This window comes from Geobacillus sp. TFV-3, assembly GCF_009901865.1.
Classification (GTDB): domain Bacteria; phylum Bacillota; class Bacilli; order Bacillales; family Anoxybacillaceae; genus Geobacillus; species Geobacillus thermoleovorans_A.
Window position 1 is genome coordinate 1,272,502 of the sequence record NZ_MPSP01000001.1, and the last position, 23,693, is coordinate 1,296,194.

Genomic DNA, 23,693 nt, shown 5'->3' on the forward strand with positions numbered 1-23,693 from the left:
GCCATGGAACACGTCAAATGCGAATGCGGCCATGTCAATCCGCACGGCACGGCATTTTGTGAGTCGTGCGGCAAGCCGCTTGCCGATTTGGGAGAAAAACCGATTTTGGACATGCGCTACGAAGGAAGCGCGCGCCGATCGCAAATGTACAAAAAAACGATGATCGACCAAATTTGGGCGTTTTTCTCGTCGGTCAAAGTCGGGGTGGCGCTCATCGTCATTACGCTCATCGCTTCGGCGATCGGCACGATTTTCCCACAGCAAATGTATATTCCGCCGAACGTTGATCCATCGGAGTATTACAAGCAGCAGTACGGCTGGGCAGGGAAGCTGTATTATGAGCTCGGTTTTAACAACTTGTACGGCTCATGGTGGTACATTTTGCTCATCGCCTTAATCGGCGTTTCGCTTGTCATTTGCAGCTTGGACCGGGTCGTTCCGCTTTACCGCGCCTTGAAGCGGCAAGGGGTGAAGCGCCATCCGCGCTTTTTAGAGCGGCAGCGGCTGTTTGGCGTCTCGCATGTGAGCGATCTCGACAAGACGATGTCTGTGTTGAAAGAACGGCTGGCTGGGCGGCGCTACCATGTCCGCGAGGAAGAGGGGAATTTGCTCGCTGAAAAAGGGCGGTTTTCCCGCTGGGGGCCGTACGTCAATCATATCGGCCTTATCATTTTCTTGATCGGGGCGATGCTTCGTTCCGTTCCCGGCATGTACATCGATCGGGTGATGTGGATCCCGGAAGGGGAGACAAAAGAAATTCCTGGGACGAACGGCCGCTACTTTTTAAAGAGCGAAAAATTTATTTTTGAAACATATGAGAAAGGCAAGGACAATGAAGTATTCAACGCTGCCATCGACCGCGTCGGCAACGGGATGATCGCCAAAAACTATCAAACAAACGTCGTGTTGTATAAGCGCGTCGGTCCTGTGATCCCCGGCGCCAAGCCGAAGCTTGAAAAAGTGAAGGAGTATCCGATTCGCGTCAACGAGCCGCTGGAGTTTGACCATTATGCGCTCTACCAAGTCGATTTCCGCTTGAATGAGCCGAAAGCGATGTCATTTCAATTGGCGGACAAGCAGTCGGGGAAAACGTTCGGCACGGTGACGGTCGACTTGTATGATCCGAAAGAGTCGTACAATCTCGGACATGGGTATCGTGTTGAGCTATTAAGCTATTTTCCTGATTTTGAGTTTGATGAAGACGGCAATCCGTCAACGAAGTCGCGCGTGCCGAACAATCCGGCGTTCGTGTTCAAAATGTACGCGCCGGACCGTCCAAAAGGGGAAGTGAGCTTTGTCGCCATCCGGCAGACGATCGAACCGTTTGGCGACAACAAATACAAAATGGCGTTCGCGGGGCTTCAAACCCGCAATGTTTCGGGGTTGACCGTCCGCCGCGACTTTACGCTTTGGATTTTAGGGCTAGGCGGTGCGATTTTCATGATTGGGCTCATCCAAGGGATGTATTGGAACCACCGCCGCATTTGGGTGCAGCGGGTAAACGGCGAGCTATGGATCGCCGCTCACACGAATAAAAACTGGTTCGGCTTGAAAAACGAGCTGCGCCGTTTGCTTGACGGCACCGGCGTCATGATGCCGGCTGATCAGCTCGAAAACGCCAAAAAAGCCGGACAAGGAGGACAAGCGCATGGTACAGCTTAGCAGCACGTTGCTATATATCGCGTTCGTTCTATATTTAATCGGCACGTTCTTTTTTGGCGGCGCCATTCGCGACAAGCGAAAAGAACGGCAAGAGAAGGATCGGTGGTCGCAGCTTGGCATCGCGGTGACGATCATCGGCTTTCTCGCCCAAGTCGGCTATTTTGTGACGCGCTGGATCGCCGCCGGGCACGCGCCGGTGAGCAACTTGTTCGAGTTTACGACCTTTTTCGGCATGATGCTCGTTGCTGCTTTCATTATTATTTATTTCATTTACCGGCTGAGTGTGCTCGGCTTGTTTGCGCTGCCGGTTGCGTTGCTTGTGATTGCCTACGCGAGCATGTTTCCGCGCGAAATTTCGCCGCTCATCCCCGCTTTGCAAAGCGACTGGCTGCACATTCACGTCACGACGGCGGCGGCTGGTGAAGCGATTTTGGCCATCAGCTTTGTCGCTGGGCTCATTTATTTGATCCGCGTCGTCGATCAATCGAAGCCGTCGAAACGGACGTTTTGGCTTGAAGTGGTCATGTTTTGCTTAATTACGACGCTCGGCTTTGTCATCGTTTCGACAGCGTTCGGCCTTTCTGGGTATGAAGCGAAGTTCACGTGGGTTGACAAAAACAAGCAGACGGCTGAGGTCATTTACGACATGCCGGCGCTCGTTGGGCCGCACAAGGGCGAGCTTGCCAAAGAAAGCGCCGGCCGCATGGAGCCGCTTGTTGAAATGCCGGCTATGATCAACGCGAAAAAGCTGAACACAGTTCTTTGGTCGCTCATGGCTGGTACGGTGTCATACATTCTGCTCCGGCTCGGATTGCGGAAGCGCATCGCAGCGGCGCTGCAGCCGCTCGTGAAGAACGTTAACCTGGATTTGACCGATGAGATCAGCTATCGGGCGGTGGCGATCGGCTTTCCAGTATTTACGCTCGGGGCGCTCATTTTCGCGATGATTTGGGCGCAAATCGCCTGGACGCGCTTTTGGGGCTGGGACCCGAAAGAAGTATGGGCGCTTATCACTTGGCTGTTTTACGCTGCCTTTTTGCACCTTCGTTTGTCAAAAGGCTGGCATGGTGAAAAGTCGGCATGGCTCGCCGTCATCGGCTTTGCCATTATTATGTTTAACTTAGTGGCGGTCAACCTCGTCATCGCGGGGCTGCACTCGTACGCCGGAACATAATGGAAAACAACCGGATGCTCTATTGGCGAGCATCCGGTTTTTCGGTAAACTAGAAAATAGGGAGTGTCTCCATTGATGATGGGAGGGTGCAAAGCATTGGAAAAACAAGAAAAAACCATCCGTATTTTAGTGGTTGACGATGAAGAGCGCATCCGGCGGCTTTTGAAAATGTATTTGGAGCGGGAAAACTATGTGATCGACGAAGCGGGCGACGGCAATGAGGCGCTCGAAAAAGCGCTAGCGAACGATTATGACGTCATTTTGCTTGATTTGATGCTGCCGGGCAAGGACGGCATTGACGTATGCAAAGAAATTCGCGAGCAAAAAACGACGCCGATCATCATGTTGACGGCAAAAGGCGAAGAATCCAACCGGGTGCAGGGGTTTGAAGTGGGGACCGATGATTACATTGTCAAGCCGTTCAGCCCGCGCGAAGTCGTGCTGCGGGTGAAAGCGTTGCTGCGCCGCGCGGCGAACGCCGCCTACGCGCCGGTGGAGACGACGGCGAAAGACGTGCTTGTGTTTCCGCATTTGACGATTGACAACGATGCCCACCGGGTGACGGTCGACGGCAAGGAAGTCAGCTTAACCCCGAAAGAATATGAGTTGCTTCTCTTTTTGGCTCGCTCGCCCGACAAAGTGTTCGACCGCGAACAGTTGTTGAAGGAAGTATGGCATTACGAGTTTTTCGGCGACTTGCGCACGGTCGACACCCACATTAAACGGCTGCGCGAAAAGTTGAATAAAGCGTCGCCGCAGGCGGGAAAAATGATCGTCACCGTCTGGGGCGTCGGCTACAAGTTTGAGGCAGTGAACGACTGATGTGGCTGTTTCGAAGCGTTGTCGGCAAACTATGGTTTACGATTTTGCTGCTCGTTTCGTGCGTGCTGTTTATTTTAAGCATTTTGCTTATTAAATTTTTGGAAGATTATTATGTGCAGGAAGCGGAAAACGACCTGACCCGCCTGGCGACAAAAGTGGCCGAGGTGATGCACGACTACCGCGACGAGCAACTCGCCCGTTCGATCGCCTGGACGCTTATGGACAATCGCACGAAAGCGGTCATCGTCGCCGATGAGTCGCACTATTGGTATTCCCCGGAGGGTGAGGATCTAGACAATATGCCGCTGTCACTCATTCGGCATGATCGCGATTTAAGCCGTGTGCTGACGGATCGAAAGACGGTGAAAAAGCGGCTTTACGCATCGGAATGGCAGCAGCGCGGGAAGCCGCCTTATGACGTCATCATCGTCGGCGTTCCGATGTCGATGCCGGATGGCAGCCGCGGTGCGGTGTTTATTTATCAATCGCTCGAAGCGATCGCCGACGCGACGGAGCGGACGAAAGAATTGATTTTTCTCGCCGCGTTTATCGCCATTGTCATGACGACGTTTTTTGCCTTTTTCTTGTCGACGCGCATCACCGCCCCGCTTCGAAAAATGCGGCAAGCCGCGTTTGAAATGGCGCGCGGTCATTTTGACATGAAAGTGCCGATTTTAACGAATGACGAAATCGGCGGGCTGGCCATGGCGTTCAACCAAATGGGGCGGCGTCTGCAGTTTAACATCAACGCCTTAAACCAGGAAAAAGAACAGCTCGCCAGCATTTTAAGCAGCATGGCCGATGGTGTCATTACGTTTAACCGCGATGGGGAAATTTTGGTTACGAACCCACCGGCCGAGCGGTTTTTGCAGGCATGGTATTTTGAGCAAGGGAACGATGTCGAGGCCATGGCTCCGCTGCCCCCGCAAGTGAAAGAACTGTTCACCTGCGTCGTTCGCGAGGAGAAGGAGCAATCGGCCGAAGTGACGCTGCAGGGGCGGACGTGGGTCATTTTAATGACGCCGTTGTACGGCAAAACGATGGTGCGCGGCGCGGTGGCTGTTTTGCGCGACATGACCGAAGAGCGGCGGCTTGACAAGTTGCGCAAAGATTTTATCGCTAACGTTTCGCACGAATTGCGCACGCCGATCGCCATGCTTCAAGGCTACAGCGAGGCGATCATCGACGATATCGCGGCGAGCGAAGAAGAGAAGAAAGAGATGGCGAAAGTGATTTATGACGAGTCGCTGCGCATGGGCCGCCTAGTCAACGATTTGTTGGATCTCGCACGCATGGAAGCCGGCCATATCGAGCTCGCGTACGAACAAGTCAAGCTCGTTCCTTACATCGAGCGGGTGATCCGCAAGTTTTACGGGCTGGCGAAAGAAAAGCAGATTGAGCTGACAGCCGAGTTTCGCGACGAAGATATCGACATCACCTGCGATCCGGATCGGATCGAACAAGTGCTGACGAACTTGATCGACAACGCCATCCGCCACACGGAATCGGGCGGCACGGTCCGTCTGATTGCCGAACGAAGCGGCGACGGCGTGACGATCCATGTCCAAGACTCGGGCTCCGGCATCCCGGAAGAAGATTTGCCGTTTGTGTTCGAGCGGTTTTACAAGGCCGACAAAGCGCGCACGCGCGGCCGTTCCGGCACCGGGTTGGGCCTTGCCATCGCCAAAAACATCGTCGAAGCGCATAAAGGGTTCATTACCGTCCACAGCAAACCGAATGAAGGAACGACGTTTTCGTTTTATTTGCCGTCCCGTGAGCCGAAAGGAGCATAGCGCTGTTTGGAAGAGCGGGGAAGCTGCAGCTTCCCCGCTTCTTTCGTGCTGGAACCAGTTGGCGGTCAACACTTGTTTCTAGTGGTATAGACAACTAGAATATATAATGTTATGATAGAAACAGAAGGTGGGAAATCGCGATGAAACGGTGGATATTGAAAAATGCCGCGGTGTATGCAGAAACAGGACGCATTGAACAAGGATATGTGCTGATCGAAGGAGAAAAAGTGGCCGCGATCGGCCCGATGTCGTCATGCCCGACTGATGAAAGGGCGGAAGTGATCGAGCTTTCCCCGCAGTTTGCCGTCGTGTCAGGATTCATTGACGTCCATATTCATGGAGCCGCGGGGGCGGATGTCATGGACGCGACCCCGGAGGCGCTTGATAAGATGGCGAAATCGTTGCCGGCGGAAGGCACGACAAGTTTCCTAGCGACGACGATGACGGCGCCGAGTGAACAAATCGAAGCCGCGCTTCGCAACGTCGCTCGCTATATGGCTGAGGCGAACAGGCCAGGGGCGGCCGAAGTGCTCGGCGTTCATCTGGAAGGGCCGTTTTTGTCGCCGAAGCGCGCCGGGGCGCAGCACCCGCGCTACCTCCTTGACCCGGATGTTTCGTTGTTTCAACGGTGGCAAAAGGCGGCGGATGGCCATATCCGCCTTGTCACGCTTGCTCCGGAGCGAAACGGGGGGCTGGAGCTTGCCGCCTACTTGAAACAGACGGGGGTGATCGCTTCGATCGGCCATTCCGATGCCGTTTACGACGAAGTAAAAGCGGCGGTCGAGGCTGGGGTGACGCACGCAACCCACCTGTTTAACGGGATGCGCGGCATCCATCACCGCGAACCAGGTGTCGCCGGCGCTGTGCTGATGTTTGACGAAGTCATGTGCGAGTTGATTGTCGATGGGCTGCACGTTGCGCCGCCCATGGTTCGCTTCGCTTACCGGAATAAAGGAAGCGATGGGCTCATCTTAATCACCGATGCCATGCGGGCAAAATGCCTTGGCGATGGGCGATATGATCTTGGCGGCCAAGAGGTGGCGGTTCGAGGCCAAGAGGCGCGGCTTGCCGACGGCACGCTGGCGGGAAGCGTGCTCAAGCTTGGCGAGGCCATCCGCCGTGTGCTCGATTATACTGGCTGCAAGCTTGAAGAGGTGATCCATATGGCGAGCTGGAATCCGGCGAAACAGCTTGGCATCCTTGATCGGAAAGGAAGCTTGCGGCCTAGCAAAGACGCCGATGTCGTCGTGTTGAATGAACGATATGAAGTCATGATGACGTTTTGCCGCGGCGTGCTTGCCTACAGCAAGCTGGATGAAAGGGGGAAGAGCGATGCCTTTAAAACTTTTGGAAGCTGCTGACTACGCAGAGATGAGCCGTCAGGCGGCAAGGATGATCATCAAACAAGTCAAGGAAAAGCCGAACGCCGTTCTCGGCTTGGCGACCGGCTCGACGGTGCTTGGCACGTACCATGAGCTTGTCACCGATCACCGTCAAAACGGGACGTCCTACCGACGAGTGCGCACAGTCAATTTGGATGAATACGTAGGCCTTGGCCCGGATCATCCGAACAGCTATCGCTATTATATGAATCAGCATTTGTTTGCTCAATTGGACATCCCGCTTCATCAGACGCATGTGCCGGACGGGTTGGCCGCTGATCTTGATGAAGAATGCAGCCGCTATGAGCGGCTCATCGATGAATTGGGAGGCATCGATTTGCAGCTCTTAGGCATCGGCCGCAACGGCCATATCGGGTTCAACGAGCCTGGGACGCCGTTTTCGACAGCCACCCACGTCGTCGAGCTGACCGAGCTGACACGGGAAGCGAACGCCCGATTTTTCCCGTCGTTTGATGACGTGCCGCGCTATGCCATTACGATGGGGATTGCTACCATTTTGCGCAGCCGCCGCATCGTGCTGTTGGCGTCAGGGGAGGAAAAAGCGGAGGCCATTGCCCGGCTTCTCGAAGGCGTTGTCACACCGGACTTGCCGGCTTCAGCGCTTCACCTTCATCCGGATGTAACGATCATCGCCGACCGAGAGGCGCTCTCGCTCATCCCAAAGGAAAAGCGGCGGGTGGATGCGCCATGATCGATAAACAGTCGCCGATTCCGATTTACTATCAGCTCGAGCAATATATGAAAGAAAAGATCGAAAAAGGGGAGTGGCAGCCGGGCGAGATGATCCCATCTGAGCGCGAATTGGCGGAAATGTATGACATCAGCCGGATGACGGTTCGGCAGGCGGTCAACAATTTAGCGAACGATGGCTATCTCATCCGCCGGCGCGGGAAAGGGACGTTTGTCGCCGCTCAAAAAATCGAGCAGTCGCTGAAAGGGCTGACAAGTTTTTCCGAAGATATGCGGGCGCGCGGCATGGAGCCCGGCACGATCGTCCTCAGCTTTGAGACGGTTCCGGCTTCCGAGAAGCTCGCTCAAGGGCTTGGCGTCACGGAAGGCGATGACCTTTACGAAGTTCGCCGCCTCCGGTTGGCCGACGGGGCGCCGATGGCGCTCGAGACGCTCTATATTCCCGTCTGTCTTGTTCCGGGACTAACGCGTGATGTTGTAAGCGGTTCTGTTTATGAATTTATCGAAAAAGAAAAAGGGATGATCATCGGTTCTGCTGTTCAAACATTGGAAGCATCTGTCGCCCGCAAGATGGAGGCGGAGCATCTGAAGATGAAAGAAGGGGCTCCGGTGTTGCTGCTTGAGCGCCGCACGCACCTTGTCGACGGTCGGCCGCTTGAAGTCGTCAAATCGGTGTACCGCGGCGACCGGTACAAATTTATGATTGAGATGAAAAGGGGAGGATCATGATGTTAGGCTTTTTACAGCGGCTTGGAAAAGCATTAATGCTGCCGATTGCCGTTTTGCCGGCGGCAGGATTGTTGCTTCGGCTCGGTCAGCCTGATTTATTGAATATTCCGTTTATCGCCGCCGCAGGCGATGCCGTGTTTTCCAATTTAGCTCTGATTTTTGCAATCGGGGTTGCTGTCGGATTTGCCAAAGACGGCAACGGCGCCGCCGCTCTAGCCGGCGCGATCGGCTACTTTGTCTTGACAAAAGGGGCGGCTGCCATTGATAAGGACATTAATATGTCCGTGTTAGGCGGCATCATCTCCGGGGTTGTCGCTGGGCTTTTGTACAATCGTTACCATGATATCAAGCTGCCGGATTGGCTCGGCTTTTTCGGCGGACGGCGGTTTGTGCCGATCGTGACCTCGTTTGTGATGCTTGTGCTCGCTTTGGTTTTCGGCTATGTTTGGCCGCCGATTCAAGACGGCATCAACGCGGTCGGTCATTGGATCGTTGGGGCAGGAGCGCTTGGTGTCGGAATTTTCGGGTTCCTCAACCGGCTGTTGATTCCGGTCGGGCTGCATCATGTGTTAAATAGTTTTGTCTGGTTTGTCTTTGGCGAATATAACGGCAAAACCGGCGATTTGAGCCGCTTTTTCGCCGGCGACCCGGATGCGGGCATTTTTATGGCCGGCTTCTTCCCGGTAATGATGTTTGGCCTGCCTGCGGCAGCACTGGCGATGATCGCCGCGGCGAAAAAAGAGCGGCGCAAAGCGGTCGCCGGAGCGCTCTTCGGCGTGGCCTTGACGTCATTTTTAACTGGGATTACGGAACCAATTGAATTTTTGTTTATGTTTTTATCGCCGCTCTTGTATGTCGTCCATGCTGTGTTGACCGGCTTGTCGCTCGCTGTGGCGACGATGCTTGACATCCACCACGGGTTTACGTTCTCGGCGGGAGCGATTGACTTTTTCTTAAACTACGGCATTGCGAAAAAACCGTATTTGTTGATTATTCAAGCTCTTGTATATGCTGTCGTCTATTTCGTCGTCTTCTATTTCCTTATTACAAAGCTCGATTTGAAAACGCCAGGCCGTGAAGATGAGGTGGAGGGCGAGTTTACCGACAGCGGTGCGGCGCAGTCGGGCGTCAAATACGAGGACCTTGCCGCCAAATATATCGAGGCGTTGGGAGGAAAAGATAATCTCGCGCAAATTGACAATTGTGTCACACGCTTGCGCCTAAAAGTAAAAGACATGGCAAAAGTCAATGAAGCAGAATTGAAACGTTTGGGAGCGAAAGGTGTGCTTCGCCTCAACCAAACGGATTTGCAAGTGGTGATTGGCACCGATGTCGAATTTTTAGCCAACGCCATGCGAAAATGATAAGCCAAATGCATGAGAATGCAAGGGGGAAAGTGATCTCGTGAAAAGGCTGTTGGACTGCGCTGCTTCCGATTTTCGCCGGATGACAGGAAAACAGTTAAAACAATCGATTCAGGCGTCAGAAGGCAGAGTGATGGTCGCGGAAGTCATCGGGGAATTTGCGCCGCTTTACCCAGCGGTCACAAACGCTGAACTGGCGGCGGCGTTTGGGGCGGACTTGCTGTTGTTGAATAGGTTCGATGTGTTTCGGCCGGTTGTAAACAGTTTGGATGTGAATGAACCCGATCAAATCGTTGAACGTCTCAAGCAGTTGACGGGACGTCCAATCGGCGTCAATTTGGAGCCTGTTGACCCGAATGCGAAGCGGATCGAGCATTTTGCCTCTCTTCCAAGCGGAAGAATGGCGACGGAAGAATCGTTGCAGGAAGCAAAGCGTCTCGGTTTTGATTTTGTCTGCTTAACGGGAAATCCGAAAACGGGTGTGACGAATGACGAAATCGTGACAGCCCTTGAAACGGCGCGGTCCGTTTTAGGCGAAGACGCTCTAATTATTGCTGGAAAAATGCATGCAGCAGGTGTTGCCAACGAAACAGGGGGCAATATTATATCGGAAGAAATCGTGGTGCGGTTTATTCGCGCTGGCGCCGACATCGTTTTAATGCCTGCCCCGGGAACGGTGCCGGGAGTGACGTTGGACAAAACGGAGCAGCTTGTTCGGGTGGCCCATGAACATGGGGCGCTTGTGATGCTGACGATCGGTACAAGCCAAGAAGGAGCTGACGAGAGTACGATTCGTCAAATCGCGCTTGCAAGCAAAATGACAGGGGCGGATCTCCATCATATCGGCGACGCTGGCTATCATGGCATCGCTGTTCCAGAGAATATTATGGCGTATTCGATCGCCATTCGCGGCAGACGCCATACGTATATTCGCATGGCAAGATCGCCGTTGAGATAAAGTGGAATATGATCAGTCGAGGGGTGTCCCAAAAGGATCGGGACACCCTTGCTCATCACCATATATCGACACGAAACAATGAATCATGCGCAATATGTTGTGTTTCGTTTGAGAAGAATGAAGCTTTTGGGTCAGCCCCGTTTTTTTGTCGGCAGAGGATAGGATGGGAGCCAAGATGATGGAAAAATAAGTTTGCGGATGTGGGAAACATTTGCCTTGTACCGCCGTCTCTATTTATTTGATCTTTTTGCGGCTCACCAACAAAGACTCCCGGCTAAGTGGAGAATTGTAGACTCCTGCATGGCCTGACGCCGGCATAAAAGGCGTTGGGCCTTTGATTTTTGGCGGCGATGAAACGTTTTTCCGATCTCGACGTATTACATAGATGAAAGGTATGAGATTACGGCGCCTTGTCAAGGCAAAACGCGTTGTGCTTGTTCGCTGCATGGTGGGCGCCAATAAAAATTGGGACACCGGAGAGGAGAAATGAGCATGTTTGGAAAAGTCGCCGCTGATGTGCTCGGATTGAGCGACATCGGCACGGTCATTCAACCGAAAGACTATGACAAAGTGGATGCCGATGATTATGTGATGCACGAGGATGGGGAGAAAATCTATTTTCTGATCAAATCGAAATCGGATGAGTATTGCTTCACCAACCGCGCGCTCATCCATTTGGACGGCACAAGCGCGACGAGCAAAAAACGGACGCTGCGCCGTTACGATTTCTATAAGCATCCGATTTCCGACGTGTCGCTCGAAACAGCGGGGACGGTCGACCTGGACGCGGAAATCAAATTTAAAATTGGGCCGCACTCCTACTCGATCGATGTGCATAAAAAGCATATTGAAGAACTGAAAGATTTGTATAAATCGCTGCTGGCGATCGCTGAGATTTGCCATGAAAATGAAATGAAGTTCGACTATGCCGAGCGGAGTCTGGAATTGGCGGCCAAGGTGTTTGCCAACATGCGCGGCGACGGCGCCAACATTGCGGCCGATTTTCAAGCGGTGAACGAATATGCATTTCGATGGCTGACCGAAGCGAAAAAGAACTATACAGTGAAAGATTTCGGCTTTGTGTTTGACAAATATATTCAACAGTGACGAGATGAAGGTTGTATCGGGGAAAGACGCCGTGCCAGAGGCGAGGTATCTTTCCTTATTTTTTTTCAAGATGGCAGTATAGATGGGGCAGCTGCTTTTTGTCTGCAGGAGAGGGCTAGGATCATTCCGCATATGTAGGAGGAGAGCGTGATAGATAAACACCAACAAGTCATGATCACCGTTTCAGCCTGCTGTAAATTCATAGTTGTCAAATGCTAAACGCTGCATTATTATAAAAATGTCCATATCCGACAAATTCATCAACTCGCAGCAAGGTGCCGTGAAGGCTTAATAGGGAATCCGGTGGGAATCCGGAGCTGTCCCCGCAACTGTCAATGCGGACGAAATGAAATCGCCACTGTACGGACAGATGGCTTGCGCTGTTTTCCGTACGGGAAGGCTTCAGAGTAGGAGGAAGCATGAGCCAGTAGACCTGCCTTGCTTGCAGCAGTTTCCGACTCTTCGGGGGGTGAGACGCGGAAACGGTGGCACAGGCTTGTTTTGCGCCTGCATAGGCCGTTTCGCGCTCATTCCCCCGCTAGGACGGAATGGGCGTTTTTATTTTGCACAGCAGGAGGGGGAACAAAGAATGAAACGTTGGACATGGCCGACGGTGTTGGTGGCGCTATTCCTTTTGGCTGCCGTGCTGGTCGGCTGCAGCAACGGAACGAACGGCAACGCTGAGCCGGCGAAACAAGAAAAGCCGAAGACGGAACAAGCGGCGTTTCCGGTGATGGTGAAAGACGGGCTCGGCGAGGATGTGACGATCAAAGCCGAACCGAAAAAGATCGTTTCGCTCATCCCAAGCAATACGGAAATCGCCTATGCGTTGGGGCTTGGCGAGAAAATTGTCGGCGTCAGCGATTTTGACAATTATCCGGAAGACGTCAAAACGAAAACGAAAATCGGCGGCATGGAGTTTAACGTCGAGAAAATCATTTCGCTCAAGCCGGATCTCGTCTTGGCCCACGCGTCAAGCGCCCATAACTCGCGCGATGGCCTGCAGCAATTGAAAGACGCTGGCATCACTGTGCTCGTTGTCAATGATGCGAAGTCGTTTGATGATGTGTATGCGTCCATCGAATTGATCGGCAAAGCGACGGGGACGACGGGCAAAGCGAAGCAAGTGATCGATGAGATGAAAGAGAAGCTTGCGCAAATTCAAGAAAAAGCAAAACAAATCCCAGCGGACAAACAGGCAAACGTCTGGATTGAAGTGTCGCCGCCGCCGCAAATTTATACAGCCGGCAAAGGGACGTTTATGGATGAGATGCTTCAAGTGATTTCAGCGAAAAACGTCGCCGGCAACTTGGAAGGCTGGCCGATGGTGACAGAAGAAAAAGCAGTGGCCTATAAGCCGGACGTCATCATCACAACGTACGGCGGAGCGAAGCAAGTGCTTGAGCGCGCCGCTTGGAAAGACGTGCCGGCGGTGAAAAACAAGCGGGTGTATGACGTCAACTCCGATTTAGTGAGCCGGCCGGGACCGCGCCTTGCCGAAGGGGTCGAGGAACTTGCCAAAGCCGTTTACCCGGATGTGTTCAAGTAAAACGCTGATGTACGCTCTGGCCGTTACAACGGCCGTCCTTTCGTTGCTCGTAGGGATATCGACAGGATCGCTGTCGATTCCCTTTTCTTCTATTATCGGCATTCTCGCCGCCGAATGGTTCGGGGTGCCGCTTCCGTCTGACATTCCGGCCGATTGGGTGCCAATTGTGATGGCCATTCGCCTGCCGCGCGTCGCGCTCGCCTTTTTGGTCGGCGCCTCGCTGGCGATGGCCGGCGCGGCGTTCCAGGGGCTTTTAAAAAACGCGCTCGCCGATCCGTACACGCTCGGCGTCTCATCCGGCGCCTCGGTCGGAGCGGTGCTTGTCATTTTTCTCGGCTGGCAATGGCCGCTGTTTGGGACGTTTACGCTGCCGGTTGTCAGCATTTTGTTCGGCATGGCGACGCTTGTTGCCGTTTTGGCGTTCACCCGCGCCGTCGAACGGCGTATGTCGGTCGAGACGATCATTTTAGCCGGCATTATTTTCGGCGCGTTTTTCAGCGCCTTCATTTCGCTCATGATCGCTTTGACCGGGGAAGAATTGCGGCAAATCATTTCCTGGCTGATGGGGAGCGTGGCGATGCGCGGCTGGAAATACAGCGGATTGCTGTTTCCGTTTTTCCTCATCGGCGCGGTGGTGCTGATCGCCAACGCCCGCGAGTTAAACGCGTTTGCTTTTGGCGAGGCGGCGGCGCTTCATGTCGGCGTCGATGTTACGCGCCGAAAAGTGATCATTTTGACGGCGGCGGCGCTGCTTACAGGGGCGGCGGTGTCGGTGTCGGGGACGATCGGTTTTGTCGGGCTTGTTGTTCCGCATATGGTCCGGCTCGTTTGCGGGCCGAACTACCGGGTGTTGTTGCCGCTGTCGCTCTTGTATGGCGGGGCGTTTCTTGTGCTTGCCGATGTGGCGGCGCGGACGATCATTGAACCTCGCGAATTGCCGATCGGCGTTATCACCTCGTTGATTGGCGCTCCGCTGTTTGCGGTGTTATTTTTCCGAAAAACAAGGCGAAAGTTGGGATGATGATGCTTGAGGTGCGCGCCGTATCACATCAGTATGGGGTAAAGCAAGTGCTTGATCATGTGACGTTTTCCGTGGAAAAAGGGGAGCTGTTCGGCATCGTCGGGCCGAACGGCAGCGGTAAAACGACATTGCTCAAACTCATTAGCAAAGAGCTCCCGCTTGTAAGCGGGGAGATCACGATGAGCGGTCAGCCGCTTTCGGCGCTGTCTGCGAAGCAATGGGCGCGGATGGCCGCCGTCCTGCCGCAGACGGTGGAGGCGGCGCACGGCTATACGGTGAAAGAAACGGTGGCGCTCGGCCGCTACGCCCATCAGCGCGGCTTGTTTCCGGCGTGGACGAAAGAGGATGAAGCGGCGGTTCAAGAAGCGCTTCGTGCGGTCGGCTTGGTCGACAAAATCGATGAGCCGCTTGAGCGGCTGAGCGGCGGAGAGCGGCAGCGCGCCTATTTGGCGCGGGCGCTCGCTCAAGAGCCGCAGCTGCTCTTGCTCGATGAACCGACGAACCATATGGACATAAGCGGGCAAGTCCGGCTTTTGGACCGGCTCGTGGAAGCTGCGCGCTCCCGCGGCCTGACGGTTGTCGCCGTCTTTCACGATATGAACGTCGCTAGCTTATACTGCGATCGGGTGATTGTGTTAAAAGAAGGAAAAACAGCAGCGCTCGGCGCCCCGGCGGACGTGATGACGCCGGCGCTGCTTCAGGAAGTGTTTGCCGCGCCAGTGGTGCGTCAAGCCCACCCGGCGGCGGCGAAACCGGTGTTCTCGTTTGTGCCGAAAGGAAAAGAAGAATCACCAGCCGCCGGGCTTCGTTTGTCCTTTCTTGATGACGCCGCTGTTCTTGCCGCCCGAAAGCCGCTTCGCGTCCTGTCTTCTGCATTGATCGGCGCCGGGTTTCAATGGGCGACCCATTTCGTCAACCGCCAAGTTGGCTTGGATTATGATTGCCGCGATGCGGAAGAAGACATGCACCGTTATTTGGAGCAGCGCGGGTTTTTGCCGGAACGAACGGTCGGCATGATGACAGCGGTTGACGTCCGTGATGCTGTGTGGGTTCAGGAGGAAGGGGAAGCGTTTTTGGTTGCGGTCATGGCGACGGCCGGCGTCGGCAATGCAATTGATGCGGCGCGGTCGTGGCAGCATAAGCCGTTTGCGGTGAAACCGGGGACGATCAATATGGTTGTTGTCATTGATGGAAGGCTCACCGATGCCGCGTTCGTGCAAGCGGTCATGACGGCGACGGAAGCGAAGGCGAAAGCGCTCGCTGACCGTTCGGTTTGCGACCCGGAAACGGGGACAGTCGCCACCGGGACGTCGACTGATTCGCTCGCCGTGGCGGCGACGCAAACCGGGCGGACGTTTGCCTATGCCGGAACAGCGACGGAACTGGGGCGGGCGATCGGCCGGCTCGTGTATGAAGCCGTAACGGAGGCGCTTGACCGCTACAAGCGGCGGAGGGGACGGCCATGACGCACCTGTTCGCGTTGACGGTGGCTCTTCTGCTCGATGCCGCCTTTGGCGACCCGCGCTGGCTTCCGCATCCCGTGCGCGGCATGGGGAAGTTGATCGCTTGGCTTGACCGACGCTGGAATCAGGGGGCAAAGCGGCGGGCGAAAGGTGCGGCGGCCGTGGCGGCGGTGTTGGCGGTCGTTTATGGGTTGTCGGCGTTGGTCGTTTATGTGGGATATACGCTGTCGGTGTACGTGGGGGTGGCGGTTGAGGCGGCGCTCATTTTCACCGCCATTGCGACGAAAAGCCTCGCTGAAGCGGCTGAAGAGGTGCGCCGGCCGCTTGAAGCGGGCGATCTTCCTGCGGCGCGGCGGGCGCTGTCGATGATCGTCGGCCGCGATACCGAGCAGCTTGATGAAGCCGGCATCACCCGCGCCTGCGTCGAAACGGTGGCGGAAAATACGAGCGACGGCATCACCGCCCCGCTCTTTTATGCGGCCATTGGCGGCGCGCCGCTCGCTATGCTGTACCGGGCGGTGAACACATGCGATTCGATGATCGGCTATAAAAACGAAAAGTATCGCGAATTTGGCTGGGCGGCCGCCCGGCTGGATGATGCGCTCAACTACGTTCCGGCGCGGCTGACGGCGTTCCTCATGGTATTGGTTTACGGCGGCCGTCGCTTTCGCCGTTCGTTGGCGATTTTGCTTCGCGATGCCCGCCGCCATCCGAGCCCGAACAGCGGCTGGCTCGAGGCGGCGATGGCCGGTCTGCTTGGCGTGCAGCTTGGCGGAACGAATACATACGGCGGCGTCGTCTCAGAGCGGCCGACGCTCGGCGACCCGGATGTTCCGCTGCGCTCGGCTCATATCCGCCAGGCGGTCGGCATGATGATCGGAACGGTGCTTGCGTTTACGTTATTGCTATGGATCGGAGGGATGATCGTTGCGTTGGCCGGCGCATGGGGCGAATCCGCTCGCGCTTTATGAACAGTGCGGACTGGCGGCCCCGAGCGATTATATCGATTTCAGCGTCAATACGAATCCGTACCGGCTGCCGCCGTCGGCTTGGCCGGACGGCGAGGAATGGATCCGCTGGGCGGCGGAGTATCCCGATCCGGAAGCGAAGGCGCTTAGGGAGCTTCTTGCTAAGCAAGAACGGCTTCGGCCGGAGCAAGTGCTTGTGACAAACGGGGCGGCGGAGGCGATTTATTTGTTGGCTGCGCTATTTGCCGGCCGGCGCGTCGGCATCTTGGAGCCGACGTTTTCCGAGTATCGACGCGCCTGCCTTGCTTACGGATGCGAAGTCAAGTCTTTGATGGCAGAGGAAAGCCGCGGCTTTTCGTACGACATTGACAAAGCGGCGGCATGGGCGTCGAAGTGCGATGCGGTCTTTTTCTGCCATCCGAACAATCCGACCGGAACCGTGATGCCAGAGCGGGAACTTCTTACGTTCATTGCCGCAGCGAACGACGCTGGGACGTATGTCGTCGTCGATGAAGCGTTCTATCCGTTTTGGAGTGGCGGATTTACAGCCATGCGCTGGCTGGACCGCTATCCACGCCTCATTGTGCTTCGGTCGTTGACGAAAATCCATCATTTGGCCGGCGCGCGCCTCGGCTATGCGGCGGCTGATGAAGTGGTGATCGCTTCGCTGAAAACGCATCAGCCGCCGTGGAGCACAAGCCGCATCGCGCAACAGCTGGCGCTTCGTTTCGCGGCGATGGAATCGTTTGTGGAGTGGACGAAAGAGCGGATCGCCGCCGAGCGGGAGCGGGTGTTTCGGTCGCTGCCGTCCGGCCGGTATGCCGTCTCGCCGTCGGTTGTCAATTTTTATTTGTTGCGCCCGCTCTCCGGGCGGACGGAGGATTTGTTTTTCTATTTATTGCAACAAGGAATCGTCCCGCGCCATACGAGGAATTTTCCTGGACTGGACGGACGTTACGTGCGGCTTGCGGTCAAAACGCAGGTGGAAAACGATCGGCTGCTTGAAGCGCTTGCGAGGTGGAGCGGATGATGGTGTTTGTTAGCGGCGCCGCGCGCAGCGGAAAAAGTGAGACGGCAGAAGTATGCGCCATCCGGCTTTCTCGCGGCGGTCGGCTTCACTATATCGCTACCGCGCAGGCAATGGATGAAGAAATGGAAGCGCGCATCCGCCGTCATCAAGAGCGGCGCGCGGCGCAGGCCGCGCGTTGGACAGTGTGGGAAGCCCCGTTCTCTTCTCGGGAGATTGCCGCTTCCCTGCGCCTAGATGATGTCGTCCTGCTTGATTGCTTGACCGCTTGGCTCGCCTATGAACTGTTTTCCGGGGAAAGCTGGGAAACGGATGACGCCGCCCAAGCCGTTGCTTGCCGCATCTTTGATGAAGTGCGGGCGTGGGTTGCCGCCTGCCGTGCGGTCGTCATTGTAGCGAATGAGCTGTTTTCGGGGGGAGTGCCGGATGACCCCGGTACGTTTCGTTATATGAAAATGCTCGGTTGGCTTCACCAGCAGCTCGTGGCGGAAGCGGCGGCCGCCGCGGTCGTTGAATGCGGCCTTCTCCGCGTGAAAAAAGGGCGGTGGCCGCAATGAAGTCGGCATGGAACGGCTGGCTGTTGGCGCTGCAGCTGTTTACGATCATCCCGATTCGCCGCTCGATCGAATGGAACGGCGCCCATGTCCGCTGGCTCGTGCGCTGCCTGCCGCTTGCCGGGGCGCTGATTGGAATGCTTTCGGCCGGAGTGTATGCGCTCTTTTCATCGTTTTCGTTTGGCTCGCCGCTTGTTTGGGCGCTTTTCCTCCTTTGGCTGAGCATTTGGATGGCCGGGGGGATGCACGCTGACGGCTTTATGGATGTGAGCGACGCGTTTTTTTCGTATCGCGACGTCAAGCGGCGGCAAGAGATTATGTCCGATTCGCGCGTCGGAGCCTTCGCCGTCTTGTCGCTCGGTTGTTTGTTGTCGTTTCGCTGGCTGTTTTTGTACGAGTCGCTCCAGGCTGGCATACCGCCGGCGCTGTTCATCGCTGTTCCGTTGTTGTCGCGGACTGGTTCCGCCTTGCTTCTTTCCGTCGGCAAGCTGGCGAAGCCGACAGGAATGGCGGCGGCGCTAGGCGAATATAGTTCATGGCGTGATGCCATTTGGGCGCTTGGACTCGCTTTTGTATTGCTTTCGCTTCTTTGTGCATCCACCGCCATTTTGGTGCAAACAGGAGTGGCGCTGGCTGTAGCGGCTGTCATTTTGGCGGCGGCCGCCAAGCCGTGGGCGGAAAAACAGTTTGGCGGCATCACCGGCGACGTGCTCGGGGCGTTCATTGAAGGGGGAGAGACCGTTCTATGGGGCGTCATTTGGCTGTTACACTCATCCGCCATGGGATGACGGAACAAAATCGAAAGGGGGCGTATATCGGTTGGCTTGATGCGCCTCTTGCCGAAGGGGAGATCGCGCGGCTCGGCCGGCTGCGATGGGAGCCCCCTGAACCGGTGGACGTTGTGGTCACAAGCGACCTTTGTCGCTGCTGGGAGACGGCCGCCTTGCTGTTTGGCGGACGCAGGGCGGATTGGTGCACGAGCTGTTGGCGCGAGCTTCACTTTGGCGCTTGGGAAGGAAAAACGTTTGCTGAGCTGGAAGCGGAACCCGCTTACTGCCAATGGCTTGCGTCGCCCTTTTCTGCGGCGCCGCCGGGCGGAGAGCGTTATGATGATTTCCGAGCGCGCATCAAACAGGCGCTCGCGGAGACGATCGCTTTGGCCGAGCAAAGCGAAGCCCGCCATGTCGTGATCGTCACTCATGGCGGCCCGATTCGCCTCCTGCTTGAACAGTACGCGCCGGATGCCCGTTCGTTCTGGGAATGGGAGGTGCCGTTTGCCGGCGGATATACGCTTGAGTCGACGTTCGAGCGTTGGAAAGGGGGAGAGCGGTGCATTTCGTTGTCGGCGGTGCATTTCAAGGAAAACGAAAATGGGTGCGGGAACGATACGGAATAAATGACGGAGTTCATATTATATGGCATAACGGTTATGTGGAGCCGTATGGGCCGCCGGGCGGCGTCGAAACGGCGAAAACAGTCGTCTTCGATGGTTTGGAAGCCGCCATTCGCCGCCAGCCGGACGCAGATGAGTGGGAACCCTACTTTCGGGCTTGGCAGCGGTGGGAAGCGGCAAAGCCTGACCGTGCGGTCGTCTGGATCGGCACCGATGTGACGCAAGGCATCGTTCCGGTTGATTCGGAAGAGCGGCGCTGGCGCGACGCCGTGGGAATGTGCTACCAGCGGCTGGCGTCCATATGCTGCCGCGTCGATCGGATTTGGTGCGGACTTTCGGAACGATTGAAATAAGGGGGAGAGGAAAATATGAAATTGTATACGAGAACTGGGGACCAAGGGAAAACGAGTTTAGTCGGCGGGCGCGTGGACAAAGACCATTTGCGCGTCGAGGCGTACGGGACGATTGACGAGGCGAATTCGTTCATCGGTTGGGCGCTTGCGCTGCTTTCAGGCGATGAGCGGTTTTGCGACCTTTGCGCTGAGCTGCAAAAAATCCAGCATGAGCTGTTTGACTGCGGCGGCGACTTGGCTATCGTCAACGGCAAGCTGCCGTATAAAGCGAATGAGGAGATGGTCGCGTTTTTAGAGGAGCGCATTGATGCATACATGCAAGAGGCGCCGCCATTGCAAAAATTCATTTTGCCGGGCGGCTCCAAGGCGGCTGCGGCGCTCCATATGGCGCGCACGGTGACGAGACGGGCGGAGCGGTGCATCGTTTCCTTGCAAAAAGCGGAGCCGATCAACGATGTCGTGCTCAAATATATGAACCGCCTGTCCGATTATTTGTTCGCCGCTGCTCGGGTTGTGAACGCCCGTTTAGGGGTGAAGGACATCGAGTATGAACGGAGCGCCATTGTGTTCCGTGACAAGGAGGAGAAGCAATGACCCGCCGATTCGCTTGGATAGCTGTTTGTTTGGCGCTTTCTGTCATCGGATCGTTTATTAAGCTGCCGACGTTTGTCGGCAGCATCGCTTTGGACAGCGCTCCGGCGCTTGTCGCCGCTGCTGTGCTTGGCCCGCGCGCCGGAGCGGCGGTCGCTGGGCTGGGGCATTTGGTTTCGGCGTTGATTGGCGGTTTTCCGCTCGGCCCGGTTCATTGGTTTGTCGCTCTTGAAATGGCGGGGCTTGGCGCCCTGTTCGCCGTGTTGCATCGGCGGGGATGGAAAATCAGCAGCGCCGTCGTCTTTTTCATCGGCAATGCGTTTTTGGCGCCGCTGCCGCTTGCCGTTTCGTTCGGCTGGCCGTTTGTTTTTGCCGTTATTCCGCCGCTTTCGGCAGCCGCCGCGGTCAACGTGTTGATCGCGGCGGCCATCATGCCGGTTGTCGTCCGGTTGGCGGCGAAAGCGGGGGTGGAGGCGCCGCATGCGTGATGTGCTTTTTCTTCCGTTTGCCGACGGCATGGAGCTCGCTGTTGCCGCCGACGGTTCAGCGGCGGTCGGGGACAAGCCGGGCGACGTGGTATCTGCTCCGGCTGATGTGGTCGCTTATTTTGCCGCCCGCGTCGCTTTAATGGAATTAGTAAGCGTCGGAGCGGAAGCGAAAGCCGTCGTGCTGCAAAACTTCATCGCCGATGACCGGTGGGAAGCCCTTTGCCGCGGCATCAGGCGAGCGTGCCGCGAGCTGGGGATCGATCTCCCTATCACCGGCAGCACGGAATCGAATTTTCCCGCCGTGCAGTCAGCGCTTGGGGTAACAGCGATCGGGCTTGTGTCGGCCGGACGGAAGCGGATCGGCGTGACGCCGGATGCGGCAAAGTTTGCCGTCATCGGCCGCCCTCTCGTCGGCTCGGCTGTGCTGGCGCATTCCCAATGGGTTGCGCCGCTGTCGCTGTTTGTCGAACTCCTAGCTTCTCCATATATTTACGAGTTGATCCCGGTCGGTTCTAAAGGCATTTACTACGAATGGACGCAGCTGTTGACTGCCAACGGCCGCCAAGAGCGGGCCTGCGCATGCCCGCTCCCGCTCTTTTCTTCCGGCGGCCCGGCGACGTCCGTGCTTGTCAGTTACGATCCGGATGGCGAACGTGAAATCAAAAAGCAAGCCGGCTCTCTCTTTTTTCCACTGCACGTCGAGTGGTAAAAGCCGGCTGCTTTTGGTGAAAAAAATCATTCCCTTTTTAGCTCGGACCCGTTATCATGAAGATAATGGGATTTTTTTGTCGTGGTCCATGGGGGAGATAGGGGGAGAGAAGCGATGGACCCCGTCTTTGAACAGTTGTATGAAAAGTACCATCATGATTTGTTTAATTTTTTATTCTACATGGTGCGGAATCGAGAGCAGGCCGAAGATTTGGTTCAGGAAGTGTACGTCAGAGTGCTGCGCTCATACAAACGATTTAAAGGGCAGTGCAGCGAAAAAACGTGGCTGCTGTCCATTGCGCGCCATGTGGCCATTGATTTTTTCCGCAAGCAAAAACGCCGACGCCAATGGGCTGGTTCGGTGGAATGGAGCGAGGAACAAATCGGCGCCGACGAGCCGATTCCTGAGGAGATAGCGATTCAAAAAGAGGAGATCCAGCTTATGTACCGTGGTTTGGCACGTTGCACGATTGATCAGCGGCTTGTGCTCGTCCTTCGATTCATCCAGTCGCTGTCGATCGCGGAAACGGCGGAAGCGCTCGGCTGGACGGAAAGCAAAGTGAAAACGACGCAGCACCGCGCACTAAAGGCGCTTAAGCAATATATGGAGGAAGAGGCAAAACAGGAGGGGTGGCGGTGTGAAAAAGCTCAATTGGAATGAGCGATGCATTGAACATGGCCTTGAACAGTTGCCCGTCATCAAAGACCGGCGCACGAAAGAAGAAGTGTACGTCCGGCTGGTGCGCGCTCAGCGGATGGCGCGCTGGAAGCGGCGTTGGCTCCCAGCGATTGCATCGGCGGCCGTGCTTGCATCGGCGGTTTATGCCGGTCCGCATTTCATCGTGCCAACACGTTCGGACAAAAACGAGGCTTTCTCATCCCCTGTTCAGACGTTGCAGGCGGATGGCGCTTCCTCTCACCCAAAAGCGATGATGGCCGCCAGCGAGCCGGCGAATGCAGTGGTTATTGCCTTGCCCGATGAGCGAATCGGCCAAGTGGTGCCAGTGGCTGTTCCCCTTCCTGGCCGTTTTGCGCCGGCAGAACGGCTGTCCGCGGCGCTGAGTGAGCTTGCCCGTTCCCCGTTGCGTGAGGCGTCCGCGTGGCTCGACGGTGTGAAGATGGCCCCGGCGGCAGGCGATGGGCGCGTATGGGTTGTTCGCGTTCCAGCGAGCCATCGCGTGTTTGCCGCCAGCCATGAGGAACAACGCCTCTTTTTCGAAGCGGTCATGGAAACAGTGCGGCAGATGGGCGGGCGAAGCATCCGCTTTTTCACTGGGGAGGAGGAAGGGCTCGATTTGCCGGTGTTTGGTCGTCTCAAAACAACAAAGATCAACGAGCAGAAGCGAATGTATTATCAAAACCGCTCCTCCTCCTTCGGCTATACGGTGCTCATCCCGGCGCCAGGCAGCGCCCGCTCGTTTCCTGAGGCGCTGCAGCAGATGAAAAAATCGGCGATCCACGGGCTTGAGCCGGCCATTCCACCAGGGGTGGAAGTTGATTCGGTCGATGTCGATGCGCGCCATGCGACGGTCCGGCTTCATTTGTCCGCTCGGCCAAGCGCGGAAGAAGCGGCGAGCATGGCGGAGGCCGTGCTGCTGACGGCGAAAGAGTTTGGGCTGCTTGATGTCACATTCGAGTCGAGCGGGTTATCGACTCTTGGCCCGTATCCGCTTGGGAAGCCGATCAACGTGCCGGCCGGACCGAACGCCGCGCTGCTGGCAACCGGCCCGTAGCCGCCAGCGTGAACTCTTAGCTGTTTTTAGACGGCATCATTTTGTTACATTTTTGTTAATGTCGACGCGAGGCCGTTCTATCGGCGTTCGTTTTGACATAAGACATATATGGCGCGACATAGGCAAGGAGGGATGGAAATGGG

24 protein-coding genes and 1 riboswitch are annotated in these 23,693 nt (G+C 56.0%); all 24 genes read left to right on the forward strand.

Translation table 11 applies throughout. The annotated features are described in order from the left end of the window. Positions 1-3 precede the first annotated feature (3 nt). The 24 genes from resB to BJQ97_RS06590 all read left to right on the forward strand — a co-directional run bounded on the left by resB (position 4) and on the right by BJQ97_RS06590 (position 23,550). Positions 4-1,662: a cytochrome c biogenesis protein ResB gene (gene resB, locus BJQ97_RS06475; protein WP_160155953.1), complete on the forward strand. Its 1,659-nt coding sequence runs from the start codon at positions 4-6 to the stop codon at positions 1,660-1,662. Then, positions 1,649-2,836 carry a c-type cytochrome biogenesis protein CcsB gene (gene ccsB, locus BJQ97_RS06480; protein ID WP_160155954.1) on the forward strand — a complete coding sequence of 396 codons (1,188 nt, stop codon included), beginning with the start codon at positions 1,649-1,651 and terminating at the stop codon, positions 2,834-2,836. Before resB ends, ccsB begins: the two co-directional genes overlap by 14 nt. Positions 2,837-2,914: 78 nt before the next feature. Continuing rightward, positions 2,915-3,658 carry a response regulator transcription factor gene (locus BJQ97_RS06485; protein ID WP_483867025.1) on the forward strand — a complete coding sequence of 248 codons (744 nt, stop codon included), beginning with the start codon at positions 2,915-2,917 and terminating at the stop codon, positions 3,656-3,658. Next, complete coding sequence (locus BJQ97_RS06490; protein ID WP_160155956.1) at positions 3,658-5,451, forward strand: ATP-binding protein; 1,794 nt, start codon at positions 3,658-3,660, stop codon at positions 5,449-5,451. The genes BJQ97_RS06485 and BJQ97_RS06490 overlap by 1 nt, the downstream gene beginning before the upstream one ends. A 140-nt stretch (positions 5,452-5,591) precedes the next feature. Beyond that, positions 5,592-6,812 (forward strand): N-acetylglucosamine-6-phosphate deacetylase, encoded by a 1,221-nt coding sequence (gene nagA / locus BJQ97_RS06495; RefSeq protein ID WP_160155957.1) that lies wholly within the window; start codon positions 5,592-5,594, stop codon positions 6,810-6,812. Further along, on the forward strand, positions 6,784-7,545 hold the full coding sequence (gene nagB / locus BJQ97_RS06500; RefSeq protein WP_160155958.1) for a glucosamine-6-phosphate deaminase: 762 nt from the start codon (positions 6,784-6,786) through the stop codon (positions 7,543-7,545). Before nagA ends, nagB begins: the two co-directional genes overlap by 29 nt. Next, positions 7,542-8,273 (forward strand): GntR family transcriptional regulator, encoded by a 732-nt coding sequence (locus BJQ97_RS06505; protein ID WP_160155959.1) that lies wholly within the window; start codon positions 7,542-7,544, stop codon positions 8,271-8,273. The genes nagB and BJQ97_RS06505 overlap by 4 nt, the downstream gene beginning before the upstream one ends. Then, positions 8,273-9,637, forward strand: coding sequence for an N-acetylglucosamine-specific PTS transporter subunit IIBC (nagE, locus tag BJQ97_RS06510; protein WP_160157555.1), 1,365 nt, complete (start codon positions 8,273-8,275; stop codon positions 9,635-9,637). Before BJQ97_RS06505 ends, nagE begins: the two co-directional genes overlap by 1 nt. A gap of 40 nt (positions 9,638-9,677) precedes the next feature. Then, positions 9,678-10,595, forward strand: a complete 918-nt coding sequence (locus tag BJQ97_RS06515) for a DUF7916 family protein (protein WP_160155960.1) — start codon at positions 9,678-9,680, stop codon at positions 10,593-10,595. 492 nt (positions 10,596-11,087) lie between these two features. After that, positions 11,088-11,702, forward strand: coding sequence for a PH domain-containing protein (locus tag BJQ97_RS06520; protein ID WP_160155961.1), 615 nt, complete (start codon positions 11,088-11,090; stop codon positions 11,700-11,702). A gap of 256 nt (positions 11,703-11,958) precedes the next feature. Continuing rightward, a riboswitch (cobalamin riboswitch) is annotated at positions 11,959-12,157 on the forward strand. Between the two features lie 134 nt (positions 12,158-12,291). Continuing rightward, a complete protein-coding gene (locus tag BJQ97_RS06525; RefSeq protein WP_160155962.1) occupies positions 12,292-13,251 on the forward strand; it encodes an ABC transporter substrate-binding protein in 960 nt (319 codons plus the stop codon). Beyond that, entirely contained in the window at positions 13,217-14,272 is a 1,056-nt protein-coding gene (locus tag BJQ97_RS06530) for a FecCD family ABC transporter permease (protein WP_160155963.1), read from the forward strand. The genes BJQ97_RS06525 and BJQ97_RS06530 overlap by 35 nt, the downstream gene beginning before the upstream one ends. Beyond that, positions 14,269-15,738: an adenosylcobinamide amidohydrolase gene (locus tag BJQ97_RS06535; RefSeq protein WP_160155964.1), complete on the forward strand. Its 1,470-nt coding sequence runs from the start codon at positions 14,269-14,271 to the stop codon at positions 15,736-15,738. The genes BJQ97_RS06530 and BJQ97_RS06535 overlap by 4 nt, the downstream gene beginning before the upstream one ends. After that, positions 15,735-16,706: an adenosylcobinamide-phosphate synthase CbiB gene (gene cbiB, locus BJQ97_RS06540; protein WP_066230237.1), complete on the forward strand. Its 972-nt coding sequence runs from the start codon at positions 15,735-15,737 to the stop codon at positions 16,704-16,706. The genes BJQ97_RS06535 and cbiB overlap by 4 nt, the downstream gene beginning before the upstream one ends. Beyond that, positions 16,663-17,733, forward strand: a complete 1,071-nt coding sequence (cobD, locus tag BJQ97_RS06545) for a threonine-phosphate decarboxylase CobD (protein WP_160155965.1) — start codon at positions 16,663-16,665, stop codon at positions 17,731-17,733. Before cbiB ends, cobD begins: the two co-directional genes overlap by 44 nt. Continuing rightward, positions 17,730-18,287 carry a bifunctional adenosylcobinamide kinase/adenosylcobinamide-phosphate guanylyltransferase gene (locus tag BJQ97_RS06550; RefSeq protein WP_160155966.1) on the forward strand — a complete coding sequence of 186 codons (558 nt, stop codon included), beginning with the start codon at positions 17,730-17,732 and terminating at the stop codon, positions 18,285-18,287. The genes cobD and BJQ97_RS06550 overlap by 4 nt, the downstream gene beginning before the upstream one ends. Then, the gene (locus BJQ97_RS06555; RefSeq protein ID WP_160155967.1) at positions 18,284-19,072 is read left to right on the forward strand and encodes an adenosylcobinamide-GDP ribazoletransferase; all 789 of its coding nucleotides are present in this window, start codon (positions 18,284-18,286) and stop codon (positions 19,070-19,072) included. Before BJQ97_RS06550 ends, BJQ97_RS06555 begins: the two co-directional genes overlap by 4 nt. Then, positions 19,030-19,680 (forward strand): histidine phosphatase family protein, encoded by a 651-nt coding sequence (locus tag BJQ97_RS06560; RefSeq protein ID WP_160155968.1) that lies wholly within the window; start codon positions 19,030-19,032, stop codon positions 19,678-19,680. Before BJQ97_RS06555 ends, BJQ97_RS06560 begins: the two co-directional genes overlap by 43 nt. Then, positions 19,614-20,030, forward strand: a complete 417-nt coding sequence (locus BJQ97_RS06565; RefSeq protein WP_160155969.1) for a bifunctional adenosylcobinamide kinase/adenosylcobinamide-phosphate guanylyltransferase — start codon at positions 19,614-19,616, stop codon at positions 20,028-20,030. The genes BJQ97_RS06560 and BJQ97_RS06565 overlap by 67 nt, the downstream gene beginning before the upstream one ends. Positions 20,031-20,045: 15 nt before the next feature. Then, positions 20,046-20,624 (forward strand): cob(I)yrinic acid a,c-diamide adenosyltransferase, encoded by a 579-nt coding sequence (locus tag BJQ97_RS06570; RefSeq protein ID WP_160155970.1) that lies wholly within the window; start codon positions 20,046-20,048, stop codon positions 20,622-20,624. After that, positions 20,621-21,109: an ECF transporter S component gene (locus BJQ97_RS06575; protein ID WP_160155971.1), complete on the forward strand. Its 489-nt coding sequence runs from the start codon at positions 20,621-20,623 to the stop codon at positions 21,107-21,109. Before BJQ97_RS06570 ends, BJQ97_RS06575 begins: the two co-directional genes overlap by 4 nt. Beyond that, positions 21,102-21,818 (forward strand): AIR synthase related protein, encoded by a 717-nt coding sequence (locus tag BJQ97_RS06580; protein WP_160155972.1) that lies wholly within the window; start codon positions 21,102-21,104, stop codon positions 21,816-21,818. The genes BJQ97_RS06575 and BJQ97_RS06580 overlap by 8 nt, the downstream gene beginning before the upstream one ends. Positions 21,819-21,932: 114 nt before the next feature. Next, complete coding sequence (gene sigX / locus BJQ97_RS06585) at positions 21,933-22,478, forward strand: RNA polymerase sigma factor SigX (RefSeq protein ID WP_044730984.1); 546 nt, start codon at positions 21,933-21,935, stop codon at positions 22,476-22,478. Then, positions 22,456-23,550: a GerMN domain-containing protein gene (locus BJQ97_RS06590; RefSeq protein ID WP_160155973.1), complete on the forward strand. Its 1,095-nt coding sequence runs from the start codon at positions 22,456-22,458 to the stop codon at positions 23,548-23,550. The genes sigX and BJQ97_RS06590 overlap by 23 nt, the downstream gene beginning before the upstream one ends. The last annotated feature ends 143 nt before the right edge of the window (positions 23,551-23,693 follow it).